This is a genomic window from Gottschalkiaceae bacterium SANA (assembly GCA_036323355.1).
Lineage (GTDB): Bacteria > Bacillota > Clostridia > Tissierellales > GPF-1 > GPF-1.
On record AP028876.1, the window covers coordinates 1,614,970 to 1,640,536 of the forward strand.

Here is a 25,567-nt window from a genome sequence, read left to right on the forward strand (position 1 = left end):
ACACGGAAATCGATTTCAGCGTTCCATTTTGAGACAAGTTATCAAGCTGTGAAAACCTTATCATTAAAAACCTCCTAAGCATCAGGTTTTGCAAGTTTGGCACGATACTTGCAAAGGATAGTAGTAATAAACTAAAGGAGGCTTTTTATATGTATGGATATCATGGTAAAATTTTACGGATTAACCTAAAGACTCAAGAGGTAAAGGTGGAAACCTTGGATCTTGATACAGCCAAAAAATTTATTGGTGGACGAGGACTCGGAACAAAATTCATGATGGATGAAGTTGATCCTAAAGTGGATGCATTGAGCCCAGAAAATAAGTTGATGGTTGTTACTGGACCATTAACAGGAACTGCGACGCCAACGGGTGGACGTTATATGGTGGTAACAAAATCGCCATTGACAGGAACCATTGCAAGTTCAAATTCAGGTGGATTCTGGGGTGCAGAACTGAAATTCTGCGGCTATGATATGATCATCTTGGAAGACAAGTCTGAAGAACCAATTTACTTAAATATTGTAGATGATAAAATTGAATTTAAATCAGCGAAGCATCTTTGGGGCAAGTTAGTCGGAGAAGTAACAGATGAATTGCAAGAAGCCCATGGTGCAAAAGCAAGAGTCATGACTATTGGTCCGGCAGGTGAGAATCTTTCCTTGCTCGCAGCCATTATGAATGAAAAAGATCGTGCAGCAGGCCGTTCTGGTGTTGGTGCCGTTATGGGATCAAAAAACTTGAAAGCGATCGTTGTGAAAGGTTCCAATAAAGTAGGTATTCATGATCCAGAAGCGTTGAAGGCTGTGTTTAAGGATAGCTTGAAAAAAATTAGAGAAAATGGCGTTACCGGTGAAGGCTTACCGACATATGGTACGGCGGTTCTTGTCAATATCATTAATGAAAATGGTGCATATCCTGTAAATAATTTCCAAGAATCTTATGATCCCGAAGCCGATAAAATTAGCGGTGAGAGCATGAAAGAGGATTATTTGGTTCGGAAGAATCCATGTTACCGTTGTCCAATTGCTTGTGGACGCTGGGTTGAAGTGGATGGTAAGCAGATGGCAGGACCTGAGTATGAGACACTCTGGGCCTTTGGTTCTGACTGTGGCATCAGGGATTTGAAAGAAGTACTTTTGGCAAATGATTGGTGTAATGAACTGGGTCTTGATACCATTTCAGCCGGTACCACATTAGCTGCAGCAATGGAGCTCCGTGAATTGGATTTGGTAAAAGCGGAAGAAATTGAAGGACAACCATTGGAATTTGGAAATGTGAATGCGATTGTTGAATGGACAAAGAAGATGGCTTACCGAGAAGGATTTGGTGACAAGCTGGCAGAAGGGTCTTATCGATTATGCGACATGTATGGACGTCCTGATCTTTCCATGAGTGTTAAGAAGCAAGAACTTCCCGCTTATGATCCACGTGGTATTCAAGGTCAAGGTTTGCAGTATGCAACATCTAATCGTGGCGGTTGCCATGTGCGAGGCTACTTGATTTCACCAGAGATCTTAGGATTACCTGAAAAAATTGACAAGAATGCACTAGACGGAAAAGCATTCTGGGCAAAAGCATTCCAAGACTTGACTGCTTCCATCGACTCGGCTGGATTGTGCCTATTTACTTCATTTGCACTCGGTGCAGACGATTATGCGGCCTTGATCAATGCGGTCTGTGGTACGGATCATACAGGAGATACGATTTTCGCAGCAGGAGAGCGTATTTGGAATATTGAGAAAATGTTTAACTTGGAATCTGGCGTTGCACCATCAGAAGATAAATTACCAAGACGATTGTTGGAAGATGCGATTCCAGATGGACCTTCAAAGGGTCAAGTGCATCAGTTGGATAAATTGTTGCCAGAGTACTATGAACTACGTGGCTGGACAAAAGGTGGAATTCCGACAGATGAACGATTGGCAGAGTTGGGATTAAAATAATTGAGGTGAAGAATGATAAAGATTGAGGTTCGACTATTTGCAACCTTCCGAAACGGACGGGGAAAAAAAGTGTTTGTAGAAATGGATCAACCAACCGTTGAAGACGTACTTCAATCGATCAACATTACCAATGAAGAAGTAGCTATCTTGCTCGTAAATGGGCAAGACGGCCACTTCGATCAGGTACTGATTGAAGGCGATTACCTATCGATCTTTCCCCCAGTTGGAGGCGGATGATGGGACGGTATGATCGAAATGGCATTTTTTCAAGCGAAGATATGAAGCAGATTCACACAGCTCATGTTTGCGTAATCGGGAGCGGTGGATTGGGCGGATATATTATTGAGATGCTGGCTCGAGTTGGCATAGGAGAAATCACTATTGTCGACGGTGATGTTTTCGATGAAAGCAATTTAAATCGACAGCTATTCTCTACGAGTGAAAATCTTGGCAGAATCAAGGTGTTTGAAGCAGAGAAACGGATAGCACAGATCAATCCGGAAACGACTATTCATGCGATACATACATTGCTAGATGAGAATAACGCTATATCGATTTTTGAAAGTGCTGATCTTGTTGTTGATGGTTTAGATAATGTGCCTGCACGATTAGTCACGCAAATGGCCTGTGAGAAATTACAAATTCCTTTGATTCATGGCGCGATTGCTGGATGGTATGGTCAAGTAACAACAATTTTGCCAGGAGATCGAACGCTAGACCGATTGTATAAAAGTTCGCAAGAAACTGGAATTGAAAAGGATTTGGGAAATCCATCATTTACTCCGGCTATGATCGCATCGATCCAGGTATCTGAAACACTAAAAGTGTTGTTGGGTAAAGAAGAGATTTTGCGAAATCGGATTTTAATGATTGATTTGTTGGATAATGAATTTCAAATTTTAACAATTTAATATTTATTCCGAGTCGACGATTCTAAGGGAAACTAAGATCGATTGACCTATGGGTAATGGGAGAAATACCATTGCCTCCCGTGTTTGGAAAGGAAGAAGAAAACAAGTTCTATTTGCGTTCTTTCCTACGGGGAAGAACGTTTTTCTTTTTTCATAAAATGAAATATATCATAAGGAGGAGAAAAGAATGAAACGAAAAGTAAGTGTATGGTTAATGGTGTTAATGGTAATCGGTTTACTGGTTGGGTGTACGGGTGCAAGTGGTCAAGAGGCAGCAGAGGTTGAGCCTAGTGCCCAAGTAGAAACGACAGAGAGTGTTGTAGAGGAAGCTGATGCTGAGAGTAGTGAAGCAACACTAGTTGCCACTGATTCTATTATTTTGTCGACCACAACTTCTACAGAAAATAGTGGCTTATTGGCATATATCTTGCCAGATTTCACAGAAAAAACTGGCATAGAGGTAAAAGTCGTAGCAGTTGGAACGGGTAAAGCCTTACAAATGGGAATGGATGGAGAAGCTGATGTACTTTTGGTGCATGCAAAGCCTTCAGAAGAAACTTTTGTTGCTGATGGACATGGCGTTGAACGATTTGATGTGATGTACAATGACTTTGTGATTATTGGACCTGATGCAGATCCTGCGGACTTGCGTGCGACAGGTGCAGAAATTGTCCCTTCGTTCAAAAAAATATTCGAAAGTCAAGCACCATTTGTTTCACGAGGGGACGACTCTGGAACGCATAAGAAAGAGAAATCTCTTTGGACAGCAGCTGGATTAACACCAGAGGGCGATTCATATGTATCTGCTGGTAAAGGGATGGGAGACGTGATTCAAATGGCTGATGAAATGCAAGCCTACACCATGTCGGATCGTGCCACTTACTTAAGCATGTCAGATAAGCTTGATTTGGAAATTCTTGTTGAAGGCGATCCTATTCTTTTTAATCAATATGGGGTGATAGCAGTCAATCCAGATAAAAATGAACTTATCAATAACGCGGGTGCAAACGCATTTATCGAGTGGTTGTTATCTGCGGAGACACAGGAAATGATTAGCGGATTTGGTGTTGAAGAATTTGGTCAACCCTTGTTTGTACCTAACGCAAAATAGTATCAGTACTTGATTATGGGTGGAAGAGAGGATGGAAAGCATGACATATATCGTCGATGGATTCATCGGTGCGTTTAAAATATTGAGTTCTTTCGATCAGGAAATTTACTCAATCATTGGGCTGTCTATTTTTGTCTCTTTCACTTCGACCCTGATATCTGCAATCTTTGGAATCATATTTGGGATTCTGCTGGGGTTGAACGACTTTAAGGGTAAAAACATTATTGTTCGGTGCATGTACTCTTTCATGGCTTTACCCCCAGTGGTTGTGGGACTATTTGTTGCGATATTCATCTCGCGACGTGGTCCCTTAGGATCCCTTCAATTGATGTTTACTCCAACTGCTATGGTGGTGGCGCAAACATTATTGATTACTCCGATTATCAGTGGGCTGGTTTATAATGCAACGCGTACTTATGGCAATCAGATCAGCGAAGTATGCATGAGCTTAGGTGGAACCTGGTGGAATCGTATGGTTTTGGTATTTTTTGAGTTAAAGAAGTCGATTGCGGTCGCTATTACGACCGGTTTTGGACGAGGAATATCTGAAGTAGGCGCCGTGATGATTGTTGGCGGGAATATTAAGGGTCATACACGTGTCATGACAACTTTTATCGCGATGAACAACTCAATGGGTAACTATGAGCAATCGATTGCGATGGGACTCGTACTAATTGGAATTGCAATTGTGACCAATAGCGTGATTCATCGCTTAACAGGTGAAGAATTATGAGAATTGATATAATAGGTCTACATAAAAGTTTCGATGGCAATAATTTGTTTTTTATTCAAGAATACAAATTTCAGACTGGACAAGCATATGGGATGATCGGAAATAATGGTATTGGGAAAACGACCTTGTTGAGAATTATTAGCGGGTTTGATACTAAATATGAGGGGACCGTATACTTTGACGGGCGACCCTATACTGACCAAACAACAAAAAAAATAAGTTATATTAGCCAAAAGCCTTATATGCTCAATCGATCTGTGCGAGAAAATATCGCATATCCATTATTGATTCGAAAGTGGAATCGCAAATCAGTGGACAGAGAAGTTGAGGTTTGGCTCGATATGCTAGGGTTGACAGATTTGGCGGATCGAAAGGCGATCGTATTATCGGCGGGAGAACAGCAAAAGGTTGCCCTAGCCAGGGGATTGATTTATCAGCCAGAACTCGTATTACTAGATGAGCCAACGGCGAATATCGATCCGGAAAGCGTGAAAATATTGGAACAGATTTTGTCCAATTATCAATTAAAAACGAAAGCAACAATCATCTGGGTCACACATAACTTGGAGCAAGCATTTCGCATTTGCGATCAAGTGATTGTGATGAAGAAAGATCGATTGCAAAACATATCAAAACACAGGTTACAAGCAAGCCTGGACTCCATGCGAAAATTGGACCGGGTATTGAATGATCACGAGGAAGTAGAGGGGTAGCGATGGATTTATTTACAGTGATGCGAAGACAAGAAGTGGCGACTTTATTAGAAAGTGAATTTTTAAAGTGGCAACAAGAGCAGGAATGGGTTTCGATCGAAGATGCGTTGGGGCGAGTACTGGCGGCCGATCTTGTTTCTGAAGAGAACATTCCTCCGTTTCGACGATCAACCGTGGATGGCTATGCAGTGCGTGCGGCGGATACGACAGGATGTTCGGATTCTTTACCGGCATTTCTTCAAATGCTTGGAGAAACCCGAATGGGCCAAGGAACCGATCTTGAGGTTCAAGCCGAGCAAGCTGTTTATGTGCCAACAGGAGGGATTGTTCCTAGGGGTGCTGATGCAGTCTGTATGATAGAGTATACTGAAAATTTTCAAAATGAAATTGCCATTCAACGTCCAATGAGCCAGTTAGAAAATTTGGTTGAAATTGGGGATGACGTCTCGATTGGGGAATGCGTTTTGCAAAAAGGAAGTCGGATTCAGACTCAACATATTGGAGCAGTTGCGGCTTTAGGGCGAAATCGAGTCCTTGTGAAAAAGCGAATAAGAGTTGCGATTCTTTCAACTGGAGACGAGCTTATTGGACCTGGCAAGCCTTTAAAATTAGGGCAAATTAGAGACAGTAATACAGATGCACTCAGGGCTATGGTCATCGCGCTTGGCTGTGAAGTTGTGATAGCAGATCGAATTTTGGATCAGTTTGATGCGTTGCAATCTGGCTTACAAAAAGCCATAAGCGAAAGCGACTTGGTCTTAATCTCAGGAGGAAGTTCAGTCGGCACTCTTGACATGACGCCGGATATCATCAATAGTTTGGGAAAACCGGGAATTTTGGTTCATGGCATAGCCATCAAACCAGGAAAACCAACCATGGTGGCAAAGGTGCAAAATAAGGCGGTATTTGGATTGCCGGGACACCCCGCTTCGTGCTTGATTGCCTACAAGACGATCGTAGAACCTTTTATTCAAAAAACGCTTTTGGCTGAAAGGATCAAATCATTTCCATTGACTGCAGTTGCAGATTTTCAAATTCATGTTTCATCGGGTCGTGATGTTTTTTACATGGTACAGATTCAAGAAAATGAAGGACGATGGATAGCAAAACCCGTCCATGGAAAATCGGGGATGGTTTCTTTGTTATCGAAAGCAGATGGGTATATTGAAATTCCAATGGAGAAAGAAGGCATACAACGGGGCGAAATTGTCTCCGTTCATCGATTCTAGGAGGCAGACATATGAAACGTAATATTTATCTTGAAACTATCGACATGGATGCAGCAAAAGCGGTGATCCAATCTGAATTTTTAAATAACAGAGGCAATCGATCCGAAAGCATTTCTGTATTTGATGCGCTATCGAGAACCACTGCAGACCCGGTATTTGCAAAGATCTCGAATCCGCATTACAATGCAGCTGCTATGGACGGGATTGCGTTGGATGCGAGCTGTACCTATGGTGCTCACGAGAGAAATGCTTTAATTATAGAAGAAGGAAAAGATTTTATCTATGTAGATACAGGAGATTATATCGAATCGAAATATAATGCAGTAGTCATGATCGAAGATGTTTATCCAGAAGAGGATGGGAAAATCTCAATTATTAAGTCATCTCATCCTTGGGAACATATTCGAGTGGTTGGAGAGGATATCGCGATTGGGGATATGATCTTGCCGACTCACCATCGGATTTCTCCTGTCGATATTGGCGCGCTCTTGTGTGGCGGGCTGACAGAGATCGAGGTATTAAAAAAAGTCCAGGTTGGCATTCTTCCTACGGGGACAGAGATTGTTAACCCTGGCACCCCCTTATCACCTGGAAAGATTATTGATTCAAACTCTCGAGTTTTTGAAAACATGGTCGTGGAAGCGGGTGGTCTAGCAAAACGGTACGAACCGGTGATTGATGACAAGGAGTTATTGAGACAAGCCATTTTGCAACTCGTTTCTGAAAATGATGTGGTTGTGATCAACGCGGGGTCATCTGCTGGTTCTGAGGATTACACCGTCGGGTTGATACGAGAGCTTGGGGAAGTTTTTGTTCATGGTATAGCAATTAAGCCAGGTAAACCCACTATTATGGGGAAAATTGATGGGAAGCCGGTTGTTGGCATTCCAGGGTATCCAGTTTCTGCGTTCATTTCATTTAAGGAATTTGTGATTCCTCTGATTGAACAAGGGGAACCGGAGAAAAAGGATAATCAAGTGGAGGCAACCTTGTCTAAGAGGATCGTTTCGGCTTTAAAACATAAGGAATATGTGCGCGTCAAGCTTGGCAAGGTAGGCAAGCAATTGATTGCAACCCCCTTGAGTCGGGGTGCGGGCGTAACCATGTCTTTGGTAAAGGCTGATGGTTTGCTTGCGATACCGAAAGCTGTAGAAGGAATTGAGGCGGGAACAAGTGTGATCATTGAACGTTTGCACAGCATGGAACAAATTAATCGTGCTTTGGTTTCGATCGGCAGCCATGACATTTTGATGGATCATTTAAATGACCTGATGGCCAAACAAAAAGAGGGATATTCGGTTTCATCCGCTCATGTGGGTAGTCTTGGTGGGATTATGGCTATTCGTAGAGGTGAAACGCATATAGCGCCAACCCATCTTTTAGATGAAAAAACAGGGACCTATAATCTCGCTTTTGTTCGAAAGTATGTCAATCCGAACGAGGTAACTTTACTAAAGGGAATCAAACGTTGGCAAGGCTTGTATGTAGAGAAGGGTAATCCAAAGAAACTAACAGGCATTCGTGATTTGATGAATCCAGATTTAATTTTTGCCAACCGGCAAAAGGGGTCAGGCACTCGTACTTTGTTAGATTATTATTTAAAAAAAGAAGAAATTACTGGAGCTTCGATTTCGGGTTATCAAAATGAATTAACAACCCATACTGGAGTTGCCTTATCTGTTTTATCGGGAAATTCTCACGTTGGTATGGGAATTCAATCGGTCGCTGACTTGATGGGGTTGGAATTTATCCCTTTAGCACTGGAAGAATATGATTTTCTGATTCCAAAGCAATTTCTTGAAGAAGATCGGGTTCGTTATTTTATTCAATGTTTGAAGAGTCCAACATTCCGTGAAAAGTTGGAAGAACTGGGCGGATATGAAATTGGTGATTTTTATTTTGTAGACCCGGCAAAGGAGGATGTGTCACATGGTTGATCAGTTTGAACGTCATATTCATTATTTACGGGTTTCTGTAACTGATCTTTGTAATTTAAAATGTCAATATTGCATGCCAGAAGATGGAATTGCAAAAAAGGATCATCAGGATATTTTACGAATTGAAGAGTATTTGCAATTGATCGAGGAAATGGTTGAATTGGGTGTTGACAAGGTTCGTTTAACTGGAGGAGAGCCATTGGTTCGAAGAGGCATCGTGGATCTTGTTAAGGGAATAGGCAAGATGGACGGAGTCAAAGATCTGGCAATTACAACCAATGGCGTTTTATTGAAGAAATATGCGAAAGACTTAAAAGATGCTGGATTGACACGTGTCAACATTAGTATCGATACACTTGATCCGAACAAGTATCGAGAAATTACTCGAGGTGGGAACATCGAAGATGTTTTGGGCGGAATTGAAGAAGCACGAAGCGTTGGACTTTTGCCGATTAAATTAAATGTTGTACTCATCAATGGTTTTAACACCGATGAGGTAGAGGACTTTATCAAGTTGGCGGATGACGACATGGATGTACGTTTTATTGAGTTGATGCCATTTGGGCAAGTAGCAAATTGGAGCAAGGATAAGTTCATTTCAAATGAAGTGATCTTCAATCGACATCGCGAGCGATTTATGACGGAACCTGAAGAACAATATGGTCCTGCAAAGTATTATGAGAAAAAAGACGGTCATGGGCGGGTCGGATTCATTAATGCAATTTCCAGCCATTTTTGCGCAACCTGCAATCGGGTTCGATTAACGGCCGACGGAAAGTTGAAATTATGTCTGCATACGAATGAAGAGTTCGATTTAAAACCTCTTCTTGGTCTGGATTCTGCAACCATTCAAGAATCCTTACAGTCGTATATTATGACGAAGCCCGAGCGCCATCATATGAATGATCAGGGATTTGTACCGATTATTCGGGATATGAATCGGATTGGAGGATAAGTAATGGAATTTACTCATTTTAATGAATATGGGAAAGCGAAAATGGTATCTGTCGGTGAAAAGGAAGACACCAAACGAGTTGCAATTGCCAAGGGAACCATTACGATGAATCCCAAAACGTTTCAAATGGTCGTAGATCAAACCCACAAAAAGGGAGATGTACTTTCCGTTGCACAGGTCGCTGGGATTATGGGTGCCAAGAAAACAAGCGATTTAATTCCCATGTGTCACCCGATTTTTATCAGTGGAGCGGATATTGAATTTTCTGCAGATGAAGAGACTTCATCTATTCATATTACTGCCACCACAAAAACAGTCGGAAAGACGGGTATTGAGATGGAAGCGTTGACAGCTGTTTCTACGGCTGCTTTAACGATTTATGACATGTGCAAGGCTGTCGATCGAAGCATGACCATTCAAAACATTCGACTCGTAGAAAAAATGGGTGGAAAAAGTGGTCATTTTATTCGAGGGGAAGAATAAGTATGAAGATGGGCAAGGTTGTTGAAATTCGGTGCAGTGTAAAAAAGGGATCACCAAAAAAGAAACTTAAAGTTGCTAATTTCATTCAAGGTTTTGGATTGGAAGGCGATTTGCATGCTGGCAAGGATGGACGACAAGTGAGTTTTATGGGAATTGAGACCTTTCGAGTGATTCAAAAATCTGAGGTCAAAGGATATTGCACGAATAAATTTGTGGAAAATATTACGACAGAAAATATAGAGTTATGGAATCTTACAGTGGGTACCGAGTTGAAAATCGGCGAGACAATCATGCGAGTAACCAAGGTTGGTAAAGAGTGCTTCCGAGGTTGTCCAGTGAGGGAACAGGAAGGGTCTTGCATCATGTTGAACCAGGTTGTTTTTGCCAATGTACTTCAAGGTGGGAAAATTAAAATTGGGGACTCGATTAAGATTTTGAAGCCATCAGAGGTATTCGCTTAGAATGCGAAAGAAAAGGGGAGGGACTTATGACCTATACAGTAGGAATACTTGTTGCTAGCGATAAAGGGTCGCGCGGGGAACGCGTGGATCAAAGTGGTGAAGTGATTCGCCAAATGATGACAGTGCAGGGGTACAACGTTGTTGAAAAGATGATTGTTCCTGATGAATTTGAGAAGTTAAGGGATGCAATGATTGAAATGAGTGACGAAAAAAAGATTCATTTGATTCTTTCAACAGGTGGAACTGGGTTTTCTCCGCGGGATGTAACTCCAGAAGCAACCCTAGCAGTGATCGAGCGTGAAACACCGGGAATCCCCGAAGCGATGCGACAGGCTTCCCTGAAAATCACACCAAAAGCGATGCTTTCTAGGGGGAGAGCGGGGATTCGCAAACGAACCTTGATTATCAATCTTCCAGGAAGTCCAAAGGCGGTCAAGGAAAACTTAGAGGTTGCCTTACAAGCCCTTAAGCACGGATTGGATATTTTAAATGAAGAAGCGAGTGAATGTGCGGTGCCAATGGAATCATAGAAAAATCATATATAACGAAAAGTCCACTTGGATATCATGATATCCAAGTGGACTTTATGTTTTGATTAGAATGATTTTTTACACCAATACAGGTCTTGCCCCGTGATGTGATTCTCAATTAAATTCACCTTGAAGCCAGATTTTTTAAAGTAATTCTTTTGTGTGTGATTGACTTCGGCAGCGATTTCTTTGATGTACTCCAGTTCGCAGACCTCTTTCATCATGATTTTTACATATCCTTTGCCGCGATATTCTTCTAAAAAGGCGAGATGTTGAATTACAAGTCGTTTGTTGGCAATTTTCCGCATGCCGATGATACCAATAATTTTCTCATCTTCTTTTGCGATATAGAAACGTCCTTGTTGTTGGGCATAGATACCTTGAGCGACATTTTGAACAGCACCTATTGTTGATTTAAAAAGTGACATTCCGACAAGTTCGGCTATTTCATGATTCGCTAATATTTCGGATGGGTTTGTGATTTTTACAATATTCATGGATTCCTCCTGAAGGAAATTATTTTTATTCGCAATTCATTGTAACACAAAAAGCAAGTGAGCGTGATTGATTCCTTTTGGGTACATATAGAGAAGATTGGAAATGAGGGAGGAAAGCATGATGAAGAAACGTTGGATCGGATTCTTGATTATATTTTTAATTGTACTGGGGATCAGCAGTTGTGTGGCTGAAACACCGGAAGAAACGTCGAATACAGAACCTATTATTGAGGAATCTATAATCGTAGAGGACGGCTATTATATCAGTCCAGAGGACGTTGGGGAGTATCTTCATCTCTATGGACAATTGCCGGGCAACTATTTGACGAAATCGGAAGCGCGGGATTTGGGTTGGGTCAGTGAAGATGGAAATCTGTGGGAGGTTACGGATCAAATGAGTATCGGCGGCGATCGATTTGGAAATCGAGAAGGATTGTTGCCGAAGGCAGATGGTAGAAAATGGTTTGAATGCGATGTGAATTATGCCGGAGGATATAGGGGAGCAGAACGCGTGGTTTTCTCCAATGACGGCTTGGTCTATTATACGGAAGATCATTACGAAAGTTTTACTGAGATTAGGAGGACTGATGATGAAGATAGTTGAATTAGATGGACGAGAGATGAAAATAAAGCTTAACACCCATTGCTACATTAAGAAAGTGATGGGTTTTCCTTCGCACTATGGACAAAATCTGGATGCTTTGTGGGACTTACTCTCAACGATTTCAGTAGCAACCACAATTCGGATTGATCATCGTGATGTAATCATTGAAAATTTAGGGGCCTATGGAGAACAATTGATCGAGGTGTTTCGTGAAGCTGCATTAGAAAATGATTCGCTTTGGCTTGAAATTGAATATGATTGAATCAGAAGCAGGCTGAATAGCTTGCTTTTTTTATGAATCCGTTTGACAGTGATTGATAAAACCGCCTACAATAAAAGATAGGCAGGGAGGCGGTACATATGGAGCGCAAATTCATCCTAAAACGATTAAATCGGGAGTGTAAAGCACAGCGTCAGATTATCGGGGTAGCTGTTGGTGCTGGCATCACAGCAAAATATGCAGTGCGTGGTGGTGCCGATATGATCTTCGTCCTAAGCTCGGGGAAATTTCGTCAAATGGGCGTTGGATCATTGGCGGCGTATCTTCCTTTCGTTAATAGCAATGAGATGGTAATGGAAATCGGTCTACGGGAAATTAAACCATTAGTGAAAGAGATTCCTGTGATATTCGGCCTCAATGCAACTGACCCGCTAATTGATTTGGAATGGTATGTAGGACAAATAAAAAAAGCGGGGTTCAATGGAATCAATAATTATCCAACGATTGGATTGGTTGATGGGACGTATCGGCAGATCCTTGAGAAAAACGAGATTTCTTTTGATCGTGAAGTGGAAGCGATCCGCATTGCTAGTGAAAAAGGACTATTTACGGTTGCATTTGTATTTGATGAAGCACAGACGAAACAAATGCTAAATGCGGGTGCGGATGTAATTTGTGTTCATCTTGGATTGACTAGTGGTGGAATATTAGGGGCAAAAAAGGTCTTGTCTTTAGTTAATGCTGTGAAACGAATCAATGATTTGTTTGCAGTCTGTGATCAGTCTGAAAGAAAGGTATTTAAAATGATCTATGGGGGACCCATACAAACACCGTTAGATCTTTTATTTATACATCAGCATACGGAGATGGACGGATATATCGGGGGTTCCACTTTCGAACGGATACAATCTGAAAAAGTAATAACCAATATCACACATGCATTTAAAGAATTAGATTTGATAGAATCAGAGGATCTAATGGTCAAGATGTTAGATGGGATTACAAAGCATTATGAATATGTGGATTTCATTAAGAAGTATATTGCAAAACATTATCAATACCCTGTATCCTTAGCCGAGATGGCCGAAATCGCCCATGTCTCACCGTCTCATTTGAGTCGTCTTTTTAAGAAAGAGGTTGGAATTAATTTTCGAACTTATTTAATGGAGTATCGCATGCATCAAGCAACAAAGTTTTTTCGAGAAAAGCCCTTTAAGTGTGCGGAAGTTGCAAAGTTGGTTGGCTACGAGGACTATTTTCAATTCAGTAAAATATTTAAAAAAGTGATAGGCATGAGTCCTAGAGAATATCAAAGGCATTTGAAAACGAGTGAAGCTCACAAAAGGTGAGCTTTTTTTCTTGCAAAATATCAGTATATTCAGAAAAAGAACGTAAAAAGACAAAGAAAGATCAAAATATAACATGTAAAAAGAAGCATGTAAACGTTATCATGGAGGTGGTAGTAAAATTAGGAGGAGGGATTGAATGAAAACGGTAGCGATTATTGGTACTTTTGATTCGAAGGGAAAAGAGTTTTTGTTTTTAAAAAGTATCCTAGAGAAATTTGGTCTTCAAACACTGACGATTCATTCAGGAGCATTTGAGTCGGCATTCGAGCCAGATGTTTCAAATGCTGAAGTTGCAGCTGCTGCAGGCGTGAAGATTGAAGCCATTGTAGCAAAAAAAGACAGGGGATGGGCGACGGAAGTGTTGTCAAAAGGAATGGTAGAATTGTTGCCAAAGCTTTATAAAGAGGGAAAATTTGATGGTGTTATTTCCTTGGGTGGCAGTGGTGGCACATCTTTGGCAACACCTGCGATGCAAGAAATTCCGGTCGGTGTTCCAAAAATTATGGTTTCAACGATCGCTGTTGGAAATACAGCAGAAATCGTAGGGACCAGTGATATTATGATGATGCCTTCTATCGTTGACGTGGCAGGATTGAATTCCATTTCAACAAAGATCTTTACGAATGCAGCCGCTGCAATGGCGGGAATGTTGAATTATGAATCGACGGAAGATGTGGAACATAAGCCTTTACTTGCGGCAACCATGTTTGGCGTGACGACGCCATGTGTGGACTATGCGCGAGCTTATTTGGAAAAGGCGGGTTACGAAGTGTTAACATTCCACGCGACCGGTGTTGGTGGAAGAGCAATGGAATCCTTGATTGATGCTGGGTATATTGAAGGGGTTTTGGATCTTACAACGACTGAGTGGTGTGATGAAGTCGTTGGTGGTGTTTTGGCTGGCGGGCCCAATCGTTTGGAAGCGGCAGGGCGAAAAGGAATTCCACAGGTTGTATCCGTAGGCGCATTAGATATGGTAAACTATGGCGCATATGAAACGGTGCCAAAAGAATATGCGGGAAGAAATTTATACAAGCATAATCCGATGATTACATTGATGCGTACATCTGTTGATGAAAATAAAAAAATTGGTGAAAAGATTGTAGAAAAGTTGAATATGACAACAGGGCCGACAGCATTTTTTATTCCTTTGAAAGGCGTATCCATGATTGATGCAGAGGGACAGCCGTTCTATGGCCCGGAAGAAGATCAAGTGTTGTTTGATGTTTTGCGAAATGGACTTGATCAAGAAGCTGTTGAAATCATTGAAATGCAAAATCATATCAATGATCAAGCATTTGCTGAAGCAGCAGCGCAACGTTTACTCGATATGTTGAATAAAAAATAGAATATTTAATAGGAGGGTTCACCATGTTTAAAATGACACGGAAAGAAATTTTGGATCGGTATCGCAAAATTGTAGCGAAGGGCGATATTTTGGTAGGCGTAGGAGCGGGTACTGGAATTACTGCAAAGAGCAGTGAGGCTGGTGGAGCGAATATGTTGATTATTTATAATTCAGGTCGTTACAGAATGGCAGGCCGGGGCTCATTGGCAGGATTGATGTCCTACGGTGATGCGAATAAAATCGTTGTAGAGATGGCTGCAGAAGTATTACCAGTTGTTAAGGATACGCCTGTTTTGGCTGGGGTATGCGGGACAGATCCATTTCGTCTAATGGAAGTATTTTTAAAAGAGTTAAAGGATATGGGATTCAGCGGAGTTCAGAACTTCCCAACTGTTGGGTTGATCGATGGTGTTTTCCGTCAGAACTTAGAAGAAACAGGAATGGGATATGGCCTTGAAGTTGAGATGATTCGCCAGGCTCATAAATTGGATCTGCTGACGACACCCTATGTATTTGATGAGGATCAAGCAAGAGCGATGGCAGAAGCTGGAGCTGATATTTTGGTTGCGCATATGGGCTTAACAACAAAAGGAACGATCGGTGCTGTGACGGCATTAACTCTAGATGATTGCATCGTAAAAATCAAAGCAATTATGAAGGCCGGCAAGGAAGTAAATCCAGATATTATGGTAATTTGTCATGGTGGACCGATAGCGGAGCCAGAAGATGCACAATATGTGATTGAAAGAATTCCAGAAATTGATGGATTCTTTGGTGCGTCCAGTATTGAACGATTTGCAGCTGAAAAATCGATCAAGGCGCAAACGGAAGAATTTAAGAAAATTCAAAGATCCTAGCATAGAGGAAATCTAGAATGAATGAGTCTGCTAGTTAAATATTGAGAATGAGTTCTGTACTTTGTGGAACTCATTCTTTTTATTATGCGACTAAAGAATTAGAACTAAAGTTTAGTTAAGGTCATATATGATCGATAATCTTGAATGTTTCATGGCTAAGGCGAAAGATGGGAAAAATATAACAAAACAGAGGTTTGTATTATGAAATAAATTGAAAAACTAAACTTTCCGTGATATAATTTATTTGTATCCGATAATGGCAAACTTGTCGAAAGACAAGGACGCAAAACTACAGGGCCTTACTCGTTGAGTTGGTAGCCAGTTGCCGAAGAGTCAAAGCGATTTGAATTCTTCTACACTTGCTGTAGGGGAATTTTTTTGGCTTTCATTTCGGATCTCCAAATTTTGTTGTAGGAGGTTTATGATGAAAAGAAGTAAATTGTTGGCAAGTGTACTAGTGGTCATGTTGTTAGTTTCTTTGAGTGGTGTATCAGCTTTTGCTGATGAAGAACTCCCAACTGCGGGTGATCAAACACCAGTGATCGAGCAAGCAGAACCAACAGAACCAGCAGATTCTACAGAACCAGCAGATCCGATAGAATCGTCAGAATTAGAAGTTGGGTATCTGCGATTTGATCTTGGGGAAGATCTGATATTCATTGTTGAAGATGGGGTTATTGTTGAGGTTACAACAGAGTTGAATTTTAATGAGGCACCAGCAGAAGATCCAGCGGCACCAGCAGAAGACCCTGCGGCACCAGCAGAAGACCCTGCGGCACCAGCAGAAGACCCTGCGGCAACAGCAGAAGATCCTGCGGCACCAGTAGATGATCCTGCAGATCCATTTGTGGCGTATCTCGGTTTACCTGTAGCCGAAGGCGTTGAATTGCTGTTAGCTGGAACGGAAGTAGAATATCCAATTGCACTCGATATCTTTGCGAATGGTGATACTGCTGTCGAATTGAAGGCATTGATTAATGATGTGTATACAGATGAGTTGGTACTTCGGGCAATTGCCTTGGATAGCGACAACCCACATGCAGATCGTTTTATAAATGCAGCAATCTATCGCATTACACCAGGTAAAATGAATTTGCTTGAAAAGCTGGCAGCTCAGTCTGATGAAGAGATTGATTATGCGGAATTGGCAACATGGGATGTGAAAGATATTCAAGGGCTGGCGAATGCGAAACGTACAGAAACAAAGTCTGAAGCTAAGTCTGGAGCAACCAATAGAGTGAAATCGAATAATGGTAAGGCAAAAGGAAAAAGCAAATAGATGAAATGAGAATCCGAATCATATCGGATTCTTTTTTTTGCGATATAACAAGAATACACAAAATATTGAATTTTGTGAAAAAACCAGATTGAAATCATTATGAAATAGGTATATTCCATTTAGAGGGAATTTTAATCAAAATTCTTAATAAAATTTGGAGGGAGAAAGTATGGGTAAATTTTTAGTAAAAGAAACAAAGACGGGGATCAAGTTTGATTTAAAAGCATCAAACGGTCAGGTGATTGGCACTTCAGAAGTGTACTCTTCGAAAAAAGCATGCTTAAATGGGATCGAAAGTGTGAAAAAGAATGCTGTTGCCGCAAAATTGGATGATCAAACGGTTGAAGCACCTGAAAAGGTGACTAATCCTAAATTTGAAGTTTATACAGACAAAGCAGGTGAGTATCGTTTTAGACTGAACGCGCGTAATGGAGAAAACATACTTGCTTCAGAAGGATATAAAGCGAAAACAAGTTGTATGAATGGAATTGAGAGTATTCGTAAGAATGCACCGGAAGCTTCTGTAGTAGAAGAATAGAGAACTTGCTATAAGAGTCAAAGCGACTGGTGGCCCCGCAAATGCGGGGCTATTTTCATACCTACTCCTTTTTCAAATCAAACTTCTAATGAATTTATATTTTAATGAAAGGGAATTTCTGTGAATTAATCGTGTGAATCAGGAAAAATTGTATCATTAAGTGGATGATACGGGCATCGCAAAAGGGGTGTGGAATAGGAGCGTGTATTAGCGGGTAAGAAATAGGAGAAGAGAAAGGAGGAATCAATGAATTCTTTACCAAAGATAAATATGGATGATAATGAAACGGGATGTTGTCCAAGATTCCACCCGGATGAGTGGAATGAGAAAATCATTGAGTTTGATAATTTGCTTTTTGCGAAAGCTCAATCGAAAAGTTTGATGCATATTCCATTGAATTTTGGCAGTGTTATGAAACATACTATGGAGGCCATTGCAGAATCTGATGCTGAAGTGAATGATCAATATTTGATTTTGTCGAGGGATCTTTCATCCTGGAAAGGGGAGCATTTATTTCTGGTGTCAAAAGAGGTAAAGGGTATGGAAATGACGCATTTATCCGGTCGGTTTGCATCGAAAGTATTCGAAGGCGAGTTCAAGGAACAAGCAAAATGGATGGGGGAGATGGAAACCTATGTCAAAAAAATCGGAGAGACTGGTAAAGAGATCTATGCTTTCTATACCACTTGTCCGAAGTGTGCGACTCATTATGGGAAAAATTATGTGGTTATCATGATGAAGTTAGCTTAAAAACACACAACGCCTGAAAAGGCGTTGTGTGTTTTTGTGTAAAATTAGGAACATGCCAGCCTACTGTACTTGTTAAATTTGTATTAATCAAGTAGAGATTATAAGCACTACCGGGTAGAAGAAAGGTAAGGAGAGTGATGTGAATGCGTATATTAATTAATGCATTGGCGGAAATTCAAAAAGAATTTGGCTATATACCGGAAAGTGAGATTAAACGACTAGCAATCGATATGAATATGCAGAAGGCACAATTATATGGAGTGATCTCCTTTTATTCCAGATTATACACAGAAAAAAAAGGAAGAAACATCATCCGTATTTGTAAATCTGTTACCTGTGGGATGAACGGCAGTCAAAGCATTCGAGAGGCGGTGATTGCACATTTGAAGATTGGAGATTCTATGACCACAGAGGATGAACGATTTACTCTAGAATTGGTTGAATGTTTGGGACTCTGCAATGTAGCACCGGTGATGACGATTAATGATGCCGTATATGAAAATTTAACGGCTGAAAAGGCAATTGAAATCATTGATTCATTTGACTAAGGAGAGGCTATGATGAAAGAATGCAAATATATAAAGGAAATTATTGAAAAGGGTACCGTGGAATGGCCGTACCGTTTCTTCCATCAAGGGTTGGAAATGGGGAGAGAGCGATGCTTTCGGGAACTTGAAAAATCCGGCTTGGTTGGACGCGGTGGAGCTGCTTTTCCCACCTCAAAAAAATGGGGAAGCGTATGGGATACTGAAAATGTCGTGCTGATTTGCAATGCCGACGAAGGGGAACCGGGTACCTTTAAGGATCGTTATATCATGGAAAACAATCCAGCCTTTCTCTTGGAGAGTATGTTGCTTTCCGCATTCATTGTTAATGCCAGGGCATTGTATATCTATATTCGAGGCGAGTACACACAAGCAATTTCCTTGATGAAAAAGGAAATTGACCAGGCGGATGTGGTACTTGATGCGTATAGAGAGAAAACTGGCGTGAAACTAGAAGTTGAGGTCGTTGTTGGTCAAGGCGCCTATGTTTGTGGTGATGAAACTTCGTTGATCAATTCAATTGAAGGGGTACGGCCAAATTCGAGAATCAAACCACCATATCCAACTCAAAAGGGCTTGTTTGATGCTCCGACGATCGTAAATAATGTCGAAACCTTATGTAACCTGTCGTTAATTATTCGAGATGGTGGAGATTTTTTTTCCTCTTTAGGTGTGGAAGGCAGTCGGGGTACAAAGTTAATCTCCCTAAGTGGAAAGATCAAAAATCCAGGGGTTTATGAAATTGAAATGGGCAAGGTTTCCCTACGTGAAATTATTGAGGAATTAGGCGGTGGAATCAAAGGCGATCACGAATTAAAATTTGTGATTCCTGGCGGGATTTCAACACAGTTGTTTGTAGAAAATGAGATCGACGTGATGGTAGATTACTGCAGCCTTAAGCAGGCGGGGAGCGCCCTTGGTTCGGGAGCGATAATTGTTGCAGATGAAACGGTTAATGCCGTAGAAATGGCGAAGAATGCTGCTGACTTCTTTTCAAAAGAAACTTGTGGAATCTGTTTTCCATGCAAAGAAGGGAATCGACAGATTCATAATATGCTCAACAAAATATATGTATTTGAGGGGAAAAGAGAATACTTGAAATTGATACGCGAAATCTCTGAAACCACTAGTCGTGCAGCACGATGTGGTTTGGGTCAATCAGCTGGGAATTTGCTTGTTAGCGCGATTGAGAAAATTCCAGGGGACTTTACCTATTATTTGCCAGAAATAGATCTGGATCGAGATGAGGTGAAGAAATGATTACTTTACATATAAATAGTCAACCGATTAAGGTGGAAGCGGGTACAACAATTCTGGAAGCCGCGAAAAAACTTCATTATAGAATTCCTACCTTATGCTATAAGGAAGGACTCAGTATATATGGGGGGTGTCGGCTCTGTGTTGTAGAAGTGAAGGGGCGAAGTAATCTTCCTATCGCTTGCGCCGAAGAGGTGCAAGAGGGAATGGAGGTTTTTACACATTCTGATCTTGTATTGGAAACGAGAAGGAATATTTTTCAGCTACTTATCGCAAATCATCCTTTCGATTGTCAGTTGAACTGCCTAACCTGTTTGAAAAGTTCTTCTTGTGAGTTGAGAAAACTGGCGGAAGAGATCGGGGTAGGGCAATTGAAATATGAGGCACTTCATAAACCTTGGACCATGGATACCAGTTCACGAAGTGTGGTGATTGAAACATCGAAATGCATTTCCTGTGGGCGGTGCGTTCGAACATGCAATGAAATACAACATGGTGGTATTCTAACCATGTCTGAAAGAGGCCTTGCAACAAAAGTGGACACGTTTATGGCCAAAGGGCTTGGAAATGTGGATTGCACTAATTGTGGGCAATGTATTTTGGCATGTCCAACGGGAGCAATCCATGAGGTTTATCATGTGAATCAAGTTATTCAAGCGATTAATGACCCGGATACTCATGTCGTCATACAAACAGCTCCTGCTGTACGTGTGGCGATTGGTGAAGAGTTTGGCGCGCCATTAGGGATGAATCTTGAAAAGAAGATTGTCACTGCTTTACGGAAGATGGGTGCAGATAAGGTCTTTGATACAAATTTCACCGCAGACTTGACGATTATTGAAGAGGGAACGGAGTTTATCAATCGAATTAATCATCAAGGTGTATTGCCGATTATTACTTCTTGTTCGCCAGGCTGGATTAAGTTTGCGGAGCATAACTATCCAGATTTATTGCCTAATATTTCAACCTGTAAGTCACCTCAGCAAATGTTCGGAACGCTTGCTAAGACTTACTATGCCGAAAAAGAAAAACTCTCACCAGATAAAATTGTTTCCGTTTCGATCATGCCATGTACGGCGAAAAAATATGAATTGGCACGAGACGAGTTGAAAGATGATGTCGATTATGTCTTAACAACTCGGGAATTGGCAAAATTGATTCGTGCTTATGGGCTGGAATTTATGAATCTTCCAGATGGGGAATATGATCAGCCATTTGGTATTTCGACGGGTGCAGCAGCGATTTTCGGGGTTTCGGGTGGTGTCATGGAAGCAGCTTTACGAACCGGATATGAGTTGATTTCTGGAAAAGAATTAGAGGAATTAGAGTTTGTTGATATTCGAGGATTGAAAGGTATTAAGGAAGCGGTAGTTGATATTGATGGAGAAAAAATTCGTGTAGCGGTGGCGAACGGGCTGGAAAATGCGGTACAAATGCTGAAGCACAAAGAAAAGTATCATTTTATTGAGATTATGACTTGTCCGGGAGGGTGTATAGGAGGAGGCGGTCAGCCAATTTCTGATGTCGATAACATTTTAGAAGAGAGAATGACTGGAATTTACGCCACGGATCAGAAACGGGAAATCCGAAAATCACATAAAAATCCAGCTATTATTAAGCTGTATGAAGAGTTTTTAGGTGAGCCTAATGGCGAAAAAGCCCATCGGCTTCTGCATACGCATTATATGAAGCGGTAGGAGTGAAAAAAGAGAGTAGAAAAGCCGGAGCAATTGAATTTTGCTTCGGTTTTTCTTAGGACTGAAATAAGACTAGAGGTGTGGTATGATAGGGAAAGAATAGAGGATGGATGATTAAATGGATTATAGAGAGATATATAGCGAGGCGTATCAAGCGATGAGCGAGACTATCATTGATGGGAATTGCGGAGAACTTTGCAAAGGACATTGTTGTCGAAGAACCATGGAAAATGGAGAACCTTTGGGAATTTACTTTCTTCCTTTTGAGTATGAAGTTGTACAAGCAGGAAAGAATTTGATTGATCCAAGTACACTTGAAATCCATAAAAACGACGACTTTGAATTGCCGGATGGGATTGAGCAGTTGGTGTACGGATTTTGTCGTGATATAACCCGCTGTGATCGAGAATTGCGCCCGGTGCAGTGCCGAACATATCCTTTTGAACCTCATCTTGAGAACGGGAAACTTCAATTGACTATCGAGAAAGAGCAGGTACATCAATGTCCGCTACTATCACAACGAGAACGCTGGAATCCAGCGTTTGAAAAAGGGATTTTTGCGGGATGGAAGATCTTGTTGCAGATCCCGGAAGTAAGAGCCGTTATTACAGCAGAATCTGAAGAAAGACGGAACCGGGATGGAAATTAGGATGGAAAAAATATCGGGCGGATCTTGCATCTATTTGGGACAGCGCTATCCGTTGTTCATACAAATTGATCGCGCTCAAAAGAAGCCCTTGATTACTTTTGACGGCACAGAATTTTTGTATACAACTGCAAGGGAAGAAGAAGCAGCGCTCACGTCCGCGCTGCAATCATTTTATAAAAGAGCAAGCCGAAAAATCATTGAAGAGCGTCTGCGGATGTATCAACCACAAATCCGCATAAAGTATCGGTCTTTCAAGATCAACGATCGAGTGAAGCAATGGGGATCTTGCAGTTCGGATCGCCATTTAACCTTTCATTGGCGACTGATTCTTTATCCCATTGAAGCAATTGACTATGTCGTTGTTCATGAATTGTGTCATTTGAAGCATATGAACCATGATCGCTCCTTTTGGCGATTGTTGGGTAAGCTATATCCGGAGTATAAAAATGCAATGGCAATCTTGCAAGGTCAATCCACACAATATTGATCTTGTGGTTTAAAGTAGAATAAGCAGACTTGTTAATTTTAGGAATAATTACAGACAATAGGAGTGGATCGTATGGATAAGAAAAAAAGGAGTCTGGTTGCAGACTTATCGTTATTAGTGGTTGCAATCGTATGGGGGACGGGATTTCCCGTTACGGATATTGCTATGCTAACAATTGGACCGAATCAACTTTTAAGCATTCGATTTGGATTTGCTGCATTGATACTGGGTTTGGTCTTTCGCAAGAAACTAAAAACGACAACGGCTGTTGACTTAAAAGCAGCAGCCATATCGAGTATTTTATTTTGGGCAGGATTCACAACACAGACAATTGGAATTCAGTATACAACTGCATCAAAGGCATCGTTTTTGACGGGTGTATATGTGGTCTTGGTACCCTTCCTCTATTGGGCATTTTCTAAACGGAGACCAGATAAATTTAATGTACTGGCAGCGTTTATGACCCTAGGCGGGATCTATCTATTTACAACGTCAAAGGGCGCTGATATTTTAAGTTTTAATAATGGGGATGCCTTGGTTTTGGTATGTGCCGTTTTCTTTGCTTCGCAGATTATAGCCGTGGGCTATTACGTAAAGGAAAAAGGAATTGATCCGATTATTCTTACGGTTTATCAATTTGCATTTTCTTTTGTGCTTTCCCTATCGATGGTTTTTGTCTTTAAAGAATTTGGAATCAAACAGCCCATTGATTTGACTGCGATTGTTTCGCTTGTATTCTTGGTAATTTTTAGTACGATTATCGCATTCTTGGCTCAGAATGTAGCCCAAAAACATACAACTGAAACCCATGCTGCCATACTGATGAGCTTGGAGGCGGTTTTTGGTGTGATTATGTCAGTGATTTTGCTGAGTGATCCCTTTACTCCTCAAATGGTTGTCGGTTGTGTGATTATTTTTGCTGGGATTATCACAGCGGAAACCAAATGGTCCTTCCTAAGAAAATCTGCGACACCGATGGAAAGATCTTGCGATTTATAATGAATCGACGTATAATAGAAAACGAACATGGGAGCTGTGAAAGCGGCTGAGAGTGAAGAGTGATCTTCTGACCATCTACCTGATCTGGATAATGCCAGCGTAGGGACATAGAGTGAATTCTTAGGAATTCTTTTGTGATAATGGACACTTCTCATCTCGTGAGGGGTGTTTTTTTTGTTGCCATGTTCAAAAATATGAAAAGCGAGGGAATAAAATGGTAGCAAATGTTTTAGCAATTGGTTTCTGTACGATCATATTCGTCTTTACAGGATGGAAGCTAAGGGGGGTAAAATTTGATACGAAAATGCTTGCTCGAATCGGAGTCGTAACCGCCTTGTCACTTGCCTTATATATGATTAAGATTGTGCCCTTTCCGCAAGGCGGTGGATGTACATTAATGTCAGTCTTACCGATTATGGTATTGGCTGTTCTTTATGGCATGGAAGAGGCTTTGATTTGTGCCCTTGTAGTCGGTCTCACAAAAATTGTGATTGCACCACCCTACTTTCCGCTTCAAATCCCTCTGGACTATATTGCGGCTATGTTGGCAATCGCATTTACCCCAATTTTTGGAACTGACAGCAAGATGAAATTAATCGCTGGTGGTATTTTTGCGACACTATTGTCTGCTTGGTTCAGCATTCTATCCGGAATTATTTTCTTTGGGCAGTTTGCGCCTGAAGGAGTGAATGTGTGGGTCTATTCAATCATTTATAATCTGTCTGGATTCGGTGTGGAAGCGGCAATGAGTATAGTTGCACTACTCATGATTACATCACGTAAGGTGCAATTGAGGGGGGTAACAGAATGAGCTTTTCCAAGCGACTGATAGAAGATGCCAGGGTGCAGGCTTATTATAAAGCGTATATGGCGCATCCTTTTATTCGAGGTTTGTCTGATGGGAGTTTGTCAAAAGATCAATTTCGGAAATATTTAATTCAGGACACCCATTATTTAAAGGATTATTCCAAGGTCTATGCCTATGCCTATCTTTTGGGAGAGGGTGTGCAAGAATTACAATTCTTACATACCTGCATTGGTGTAGTGATGGCAGAAGAAACCAATATGCATATTCAATATTTAAAGGATTTTAATTTGGATGTGTTCTCTATTGAGGCAATGCCGGTAGAACGTGCCAATCGAAATTATTTGGACTTTATGTTGAGTTTCGCGCCTGAGGAAAATATGAAGAAAATTTTTACAGCTGCTTTTCCATGCACGTTGACTTACGAGTATATTGGCAAAGAATTGAAAAAGGAAAGAAAAAATGCAACAAAACGCCATTACTATGATCCTTGGATTGATACTTATGCAGGACCGGAATTTGAAAAATTCAGTGTGGATTCCTGCTGGCTGATTGATCGCTATTGCCAAGGAATTTCCAAAGAAGAAGAAGAGTCTTTGATCCAAATATTTTTGACGGCTTGCGAGTATGAAATGAAATTTTGGGATATGAGTTTTTCTTTGATTCCGAATGAAATTTAG

The 25,567-nt window shown here is 41.1% G+C and carries 29 protein-coding genes and 3 riboswitches; of the genes, 28 read left to right on the forward strand and 1 reads right to left on the reverse strand.

The genetic code is table 11. From position 1 onward, the window contains the following. Positions 1-149: 149 nt before the first annotated feature. The 12 genes from AC25CA_RS07570 to AC25CA_RS07625 all read left to right on the forward strand — a co-directional run bounded on the left by AC25CA_RS07570 (position 150) and on the right by AC25CA_RS07625 (position 11,006). Positions 150-1,943, forward strand: coding sequence for an aldehyde ferredoxin oxidoreductase family protein (locus AC25CA_RS07570; RefSeq protein ID WP_486816456.1), 1,794 nt, complete (start codon positions 150-152; stop codon positions 1,941-1,943). Positions 1,944-1,955: 12 nt separating this feature from the next. Then, positions 1,956-2,180, forward strand: a complete 225-nt coding sequence (locus AC25CA_RS07575) for a MoaD/ThiS family protein (protein WP_486816457.1) — start codon at positions 1,956-1,958, stop codon at positions 2,178-2,180. Continuing rightward, on the forward strand, positions 2,177-2,854 hold the full coding sequence (locus tag AC25CA_RS07580) for a HesA/MoeB/ThiF family protein (RefSeq protein ID WP_486816458.1): 678 nt from the start codon (positions 2,177-2,179) through the stop codon (positions 2,852-2,854). The genes AC25CA_RS07575 and AC25CA_RS07580 overlap by 4 nt, the downstream gene beginning before the upstream one ends. Then, positions 2,849-2,965, forward strand: a riboswitch (molybdenum cofactor riboswitch). Its footprint overlaps the gene before it by 6 nt. A gap of 76 nt (positions 2,966-3,041) precedes the next feature. Beyond that, entirely contained in the window at positions 3,042-3,965 is a 924-nt protein-coding gene (locus AC25CA_RS07585) for an ABC transporter substrate-binding protein (RefSeq protein ID WP_486816459.1), read from the forward strand. Positions 3,966-3,996: 31 nt separating this feature from the next. Continuing rightward, entirely contained in the window at positions 3,997-4,698 is a 702-nt protein-coding gene (locus AC25CA_RS07590) for an ABC transporter permease (RefSeq protein ID WP_486816460.1), read from the forward strand. Then, entirely contained in the window at positions 4,695-5,411 is a 717-nt protein-coding gene (locus AC25CA_RS07595) for an ABC transporter ATP-binding protein (protein ID WP_486816461.1), read from the forward strand. Before AC25CA_RS07590 ends, AC25CA_RS07595 begins: the two co-directional genes overlap by 4 nt. 2 nt (positions 5,412-5,413) lie before the next feature. After that, complete coding sequence (locus AC25CA_RS07600; protein WP_486816462.1) at positions 5,414-6,640, forward strand: molybdopterin molybdotransferase MoeA; 1,227 nt, start codon at positions 5,414-5,416, stop codon at positions 6,638-6,640. An 11-nt stretch (positions 6,641-6,651) separates the two neighbouring features. Then, positions 6,652-8,577 (forward strand): molybdopterin biosynthesis protein, encoded by a 1,926-nt coding sequence (locus AC25CA_RS07605; RefSeq protein WP_486816463.1) that lies wholly within the window; start codon positions 6,652-6,654, stop codon positions 8,575-8,577. Next, positions 8,570-9,532: a GTP 3',8-cyclase MoaA gene (gene moaA, locus AC25CA_RS07610; protein ID WP_486816464.1), complete on the forward strand. Its 963-nt coding sequence runs from the start codon at positions 8,570-8,572 to the stop codon at positions 9,530-9,532. Before AC25CA_RS07605 ends, moaA begins: the two co-directional genes overlap by 8 nt. 3 nt (positions 9,533-9,535) lie before the next feature. Beyond that, positions 9,536-10,015 carry a cyclic pyranopterin monophosphate synthase MoaC gene (moaC, locus tag AC25CA_RS07615; protein WP_486816465.1) on the forward strand — a complete coding sequence of 160 codons (480 nt, stop codon included), beginning with the start codon at positions 9,536-9,538 and terminating at the stop codon, positions 10,013-10,015. Positions 10,016-10,017: 2 nt separating this feature from the next. Continuing rightward, on the forward strand, positions 10,018-10,476 hold the full coding sequence (locus tag AC25CA_RS07620; RefSeq protein ID WP_486816466.1) for an MOSC domain-containing protein: 459 nt from the start codon (positions 10,018-10,020) through the stop codon (positions 10,474-10,476). A 26-nt stretch (positions 10,477-10,502) separates the two neighbouring features. Continuing rightward, positions 10,503-11,006 (forward strand): MogA/MoaB family molybdenum cofactor biosynthesis protein, encoded by a 504-nt coding sequence (locus AC25CA_RS07625; protein ID WP_486816467.1) that lies wholly within the window; start codon positions 10,503-10,505, stop codon positions 11,004-11,006. Between the two features lie 65 nt (positions 11,007-11,071). On the opposite strand, the gene AC25CA_RS07630 is transcribed toward AC25CA_RS07625, so the two are convergent. Continuing rightward, entirely contained in the window at positions 11,072-11,503 is a 432-nt protein-coding gene (locus tag AC25CA_RS07630) for a GNAT family N-acetyltransferase (RefSeq protein WP_486816468.1), read from the reverse strand. 118 nt (positions 11,504-11,621) lie between these two features. On the opposite strand from AC25CA_RS07630, the gene AC25CA_RS07635 reads away from it, so the two are divergent. From AC25CA_RS07635 to tenA, 16 genes are all read left to right on the forward strand, one after another. Next, positions 11,622-12,107: a ribonuclease domain-containing protein gene (locus tag AC25CA_RS07635; protein WP_486816469.1), complete on the forward strand. Its 486-nt coding sequence runs from the start codon at positions 11,622-11,624 to the stop codon at positions 12,105-12,107. Next, positions 12,091-12,369 carry a barstar family protein gene (locus tag AC25CA_RS07640; RefSeq protein ID WP_486816470.1) on the forward strand — a complete coding sequence of 93 codons (279 nt, stop codon included), beginning with the start codon at positions 12,091-12,093 and terminating at the stop codon, positions 12,367-12,369. The genes AC25CA_RS07635 and AC25CA_RS07640 overlap by 17 nt, the downstream gene beginning before the upstream one ends. Before the next feature lie 98 nt (positions 12,370-12,467). Further along, entirely contained in the window at positions 12,468-13,676 is a 1,209-nt protein-coding gene (locus tag AC25CA_RS07645) for a phosphoenolpyruvate hydrolase family protein (RefSeq protein WP_486816471.1), read from the forward strand. A 136-nt stretch (positions 13,677-13,812) separates the two neighbouring features. Continuing rightward, positions 13,813-15,024, forward strand: coding sequence for a Tm-1-like ATP-binding domain-containing protein (locus tag AC25CA_RS07650; protein ID WP_486816472.1), 1,212 nt, complete (start codon positions 13,813-13,815; stop codon positions 15,022-15,024). Between the two features lie 23 nt (positions 15,025-15,047). Further along, on the forward strand, positions 15,048-15,881 hold the full coding sequence (locus AC25CA_RS07655) for a phosphoenolpyruvate hydrolase family protein (protein ID WP_486816473.1): 834 nt from the start codon (positions 15,048-15,050) through the stop codon (positions 15,879-15,881). Between the two features lie 248 nt (positions 15,882-16,129). Further along, a riboswitch (cyclic di-GMP riboswitch) is annotated at positions 16,130-16,211 on the forward strand. A 91-nt stretch (positions 16,212-16,302) separates the two neighbouring features. Then, the gene (locus AC25CA_RS07660) at positions 16,303-17,160 is read left to right on the forward strand and encodes a hypothetical protein (protein ID WP_486816474.1); all 858 of its coding nucleotides are present in this window, start codon (positions 16,303-16,305) and stop codon (positions 17,158-17,160) included. A gap of 169 nt (positions 17,161-17,329) precedes the next feature. Continuing rightward, the gene (locus tag AC25CA_RS07665; protein ID WP_486816475.1) at positions 17,330-17,698 is read left to right on the forward strand and encodes a YegP family protein; all 369 of its coding nucleotides are present in this window, start codon (positions 17,330-17,332) and stop codon (positions 17,696-17,698) included. A 246-nt stretch (positions 17,699-17,944) separates the two neighbouring features. Continuing rightward, complete coding sequence (locus AC25CA_RS07670) at positions 17,945-18,448, forward strand: hydrolase (RefSeq protein WP_486816476.1); 504 nt, start codon at positions 17,945-17,947, stop codon at positions 18,446-18,448. Positions 18,449-18,591: 143 nt separating this feature from the next. Further along, positions 18,592-18,996, forward strand: a complete 405-nt coding sequence (locus tag AC25CA_RS07675; RefSeq protein ID WP_486816477.1) for an NADH-quinone oxidoreductase subunit NuoE family protein — start codon at positions 18,592-18,594, stop codon at positions 18,994-18,996. A gap of 9 nt (positions 18,997-19,005) precedes the next feature. Next, positions 19,006-20,253, forward strand: a complete 1,248-nt coding sequence (locus AC25CA_RS07680; protein WP_486816478.1) for a complex I 51 kDa subunit family protein — start codon at positions 19,006-19,008, stop codon at positions 20,251-20,253. Further along, the gene (locus tag AC25CA_RS07685; RefSeq protein WP_486816479.1) at positions 20,250-21,947 is read left to right on the forward strand and encodes an NADH-dependent [FeFe] hydrogenase, group A6; all 1,698 of its coding nucleotides are present in this window, start codon (positions 20,250-20,252) and stop codon (positions 21,945-21,947) included. The genes AC25CA_RS07680 and AC25CA_RS07685 overlap by 4 nt, the downstream gene beginning before the upstream one ends. Positions 21,948-22,065: 118 nt before the next feature. Beyond that, positions 22,066-22,596: a hypothetical protein gene (locus AC25CA_RS07690; protein ID WP_486816480.1), complete on the forward strand. Its 531-nt coding sequence runs from the start codon at positions 22,066-22,068 to the stop codon at positions 22,594-22,596. 1 nt (position 22,597) lies between these two features. Then, the gene (locus AC25CA_RS07695; RefSeq protein ID WP_486816481.1) at positions 22,598-23,083 is read left to right on the forward strand and encodes a M48 family metallopeptidase; all 486 of its coding nucleotides are present in this window, start codon (positions 22,598-22,600) and stop codon (positions 23,081-23,083) included. A gap of 72 nt (positions 23,084-23,155) precedes the next feature. Next, on the forward strand, positions 23,156-24,082 hold the full coding sequence (locus AC25CA_RS07700; protein ID WP_486816482.1) for a DMT family transporter: 927 nt from the start codon (positions 23,156-23,158) through the stop codon (positions 24,080-24,082). Between the two features lie 17 nt (positions 24,083-24,099). Beyond that, a riboswitch (TPP riboswitch) is annotated at positions 24,100-24,205 on the forward strand. Positions 24,206-24,296: 91 nt separating this feature from the next. After that, complete coding sequence (thiT, locus tag AC25CA_RS07705; RefSeq protein ID WP_486816483.1) at positions 24,297-24,893, forward strand: energy-coupled thiamine transporter ThiT; 597 nt, start codon at positions 24,297-24,299, stop codon at positions 24,891-24,893. Beyond that, positions 24,890-25,567 (forward strand): thiaminase II, encoded by a 678-nt coding sequence (gene tenA, locus AC25CA_RS07710; RefSeq protein ID WP_486816484.1) that lies wholly within the window; start codon positions 24,890-24,892, stop codon positions 25,565-25,567. The genes thiT and tenA overlap by 4 nt, the downstream gene beginning before the upstream one ends.

Coding starts and splice junctions, on each gene's coding strand:
- AC25CA_RS07570 (WP_486816456.1), top strand. CDS start 150: ATGTATGGATATCATGGTAAAATTTTACGGATTAACCTAAAGACTCAA.
- AC25CA_RS07575 (WP_486816457.1), top strand. CDS start 1,956: ATGATAAAGATTGAGGTTCGACTATTTGCAACCTTCCGAAACGGACGG.
- AC25CA_RS07580 (WP_486816458.1), top strand. CDS start 2,177: ATGATGGGACGGTATGATCGAAATGGCATTTTTTCAAGCGAAGATATG.
- AC25CA_RS07585 (WP_486816459.1), top strand. CDS start 3,042: ATGAAACGAAAAGTAAGTGTATGGTTAATGGTGTTAATGGTAATCGGT.
- AC25CA_RS07590 (WP_486816460.1), top strand. CDS start 3,997: ATGGAAAGCATGACATATATCGTCGATGGATTCATCGGTGCGTTTAAA.
- AC25CA_RS07595 (WP_486816461.1), top strand. CDS start 4,695: ATGAGAATTGATATAATAGGTCTACATAAAAGTTTCGATGGCAATAAT.
- AC25CA_RS07600 (WP_486816462.1), top strand. CDS start 5,414: ATGGATTTATTTACAGTGATGCGAAGACAAGAAGTGGCGACTTTATTA.
- AC25CA_RS07605 (WP_486816463.1), top strand. CDS start 6,652: ATGAAACGTAATATTTATCTTGAAACTATCGACATGGATGCAGCAAAA.
- moaA (WP_486816464.1), top strand. CDS start 8,570: ATGGTTGATCAGTTTGAACGTCATATTCATTATTTACGGGTTTCTGTA.
- moaC (WP_486816465.1), top strand. CDS start 9,536: ATGGAATTTACTCATTTTAATGAATATGGGAAAGCGAAAATGGTATCT.
- AC25CA_RS07620 (WP_486816466.1), top strand. CDS start 10,018: ATGAAGATGGGCAAGGTTGTTGAAATTCGGTGCAGTGTAAAAAAGGGA.
- AC25CA_RS07625 (WP_486816467.1), top strand. CDS start 10,503: ATGACCTATACAGTAGGAATACTTGTTGCTAGCGATAAAGGGTCGCGC.
- AC25CA_RS07630 (WP_486816468.1), bottom strand. CDS start 11,503: ATGAATATTGTAAAAATCACAAACCCATCCGAAATATTAGCGAATCAT.
- AC25CA_RS07635 (WP_486816469.1), top strand. CDS start 11,622: ATGATGAAGAAACGTTGGATCGGATTCTTGATTATATTTTTAATTGTA.
- AC25CA_RS07640 (WP_486816470.1), top strand. CDS start 12,091: ATGATGAAGATAGTTGAATTAGATGGACGAGAGATGAAAATAAAGCTT.
- AC25CA_RS07645 (WP_486816471.1), top strand. CDS start 12,468: ATGGAGCGCAAATTCATCCTAAAACGATTAAATCGGGAGTGTAAAGCA.
- AC25CA_RS07650 (WP_486816472.1), top strand. CDS start 13,813: ATGAAAACGGTAGCGATTATTGGTACTTTTGATTCGAAGGGAAAAGAG.
- AC25CA_RS07655 (WP_486816473.1), top strand. CDS start 15,048: ATGTTTAAAATGACACGGAAAGAAATTTTGGATCGGTATCGCAAAATT.
- AC25CA_RS07660 (WP_486816474.1), top strand. CDS start 16,303: ATGATGAAAAGAAGTAAATTGTTGGCAAGTGTACTAGTGGTCATGTTG.
- AC25CA_RS07665 (WP_486816475.1), top strand. CDS start 17,330: ATGGGTAAATTTTTAGTAAAAGAAACAAAGACGGGGATCAAGTTTGAT.
- AC25CA_RS07670 (WP_486816476.1), top strand. CDS start 17,945: ATGAATTCTTTACCAAAGATAAATATGGATGATAATGAAACGGGATGT.
- AC25CA_RS07675 (WP_486816477.1), top strand. CDS start 18,592: ATGCGTATATTAATTAATGCATTGGCGGAAATTCAAAAAGAATTTGGC.
- AC25CA_RS07680 (WP_486816478.1), top strand. CDS start 19,006: ATGATGAAAGAATGCAAATATATAAAGGAAATTATTGAAAAGGGTACC.
- AC25CA_RS07685 (WP_486816479.1), top strand. CDS start 20,250: ATGATTACTTTACATATAAATAGTCAACCGATTAAGGTGGAAGCGGGT.
- AC25CA_RS07690 (WP_486816480.1), top strand. CDS start 22,066: ATGGATTATAGAGAGATATATAGCGAGGCGTATCAAGCGATGAGCGAG.
- AC25CA_RS07695 (WP_486816481.1), top strand. CDS start 22,598: ATGGAAAAAATATCGGGCGGATCTTGCATCTATTTGGGACAGCGCTAT.
- AC25CA_RS07700 (WP_486816482.1), top strand. CDS start 23,156: ATGGATAAGAAAAAAAGGAGTCTGGTTGCAGACTTATCGTTATTAGTG.
- thiT (WP_486816483.1), top strand. CDS start 24,297: ATGGTAGCAAATGTTTTAGCAATTGGTTTCTGTACGATCATATTCGTC.
- tenA (WP_486816484.1), top strand. CDS start 24,890: ATGAGCTTTTCCAAGCGACTGATAGAAGATGCCAGGGTGCAGGCTTAT.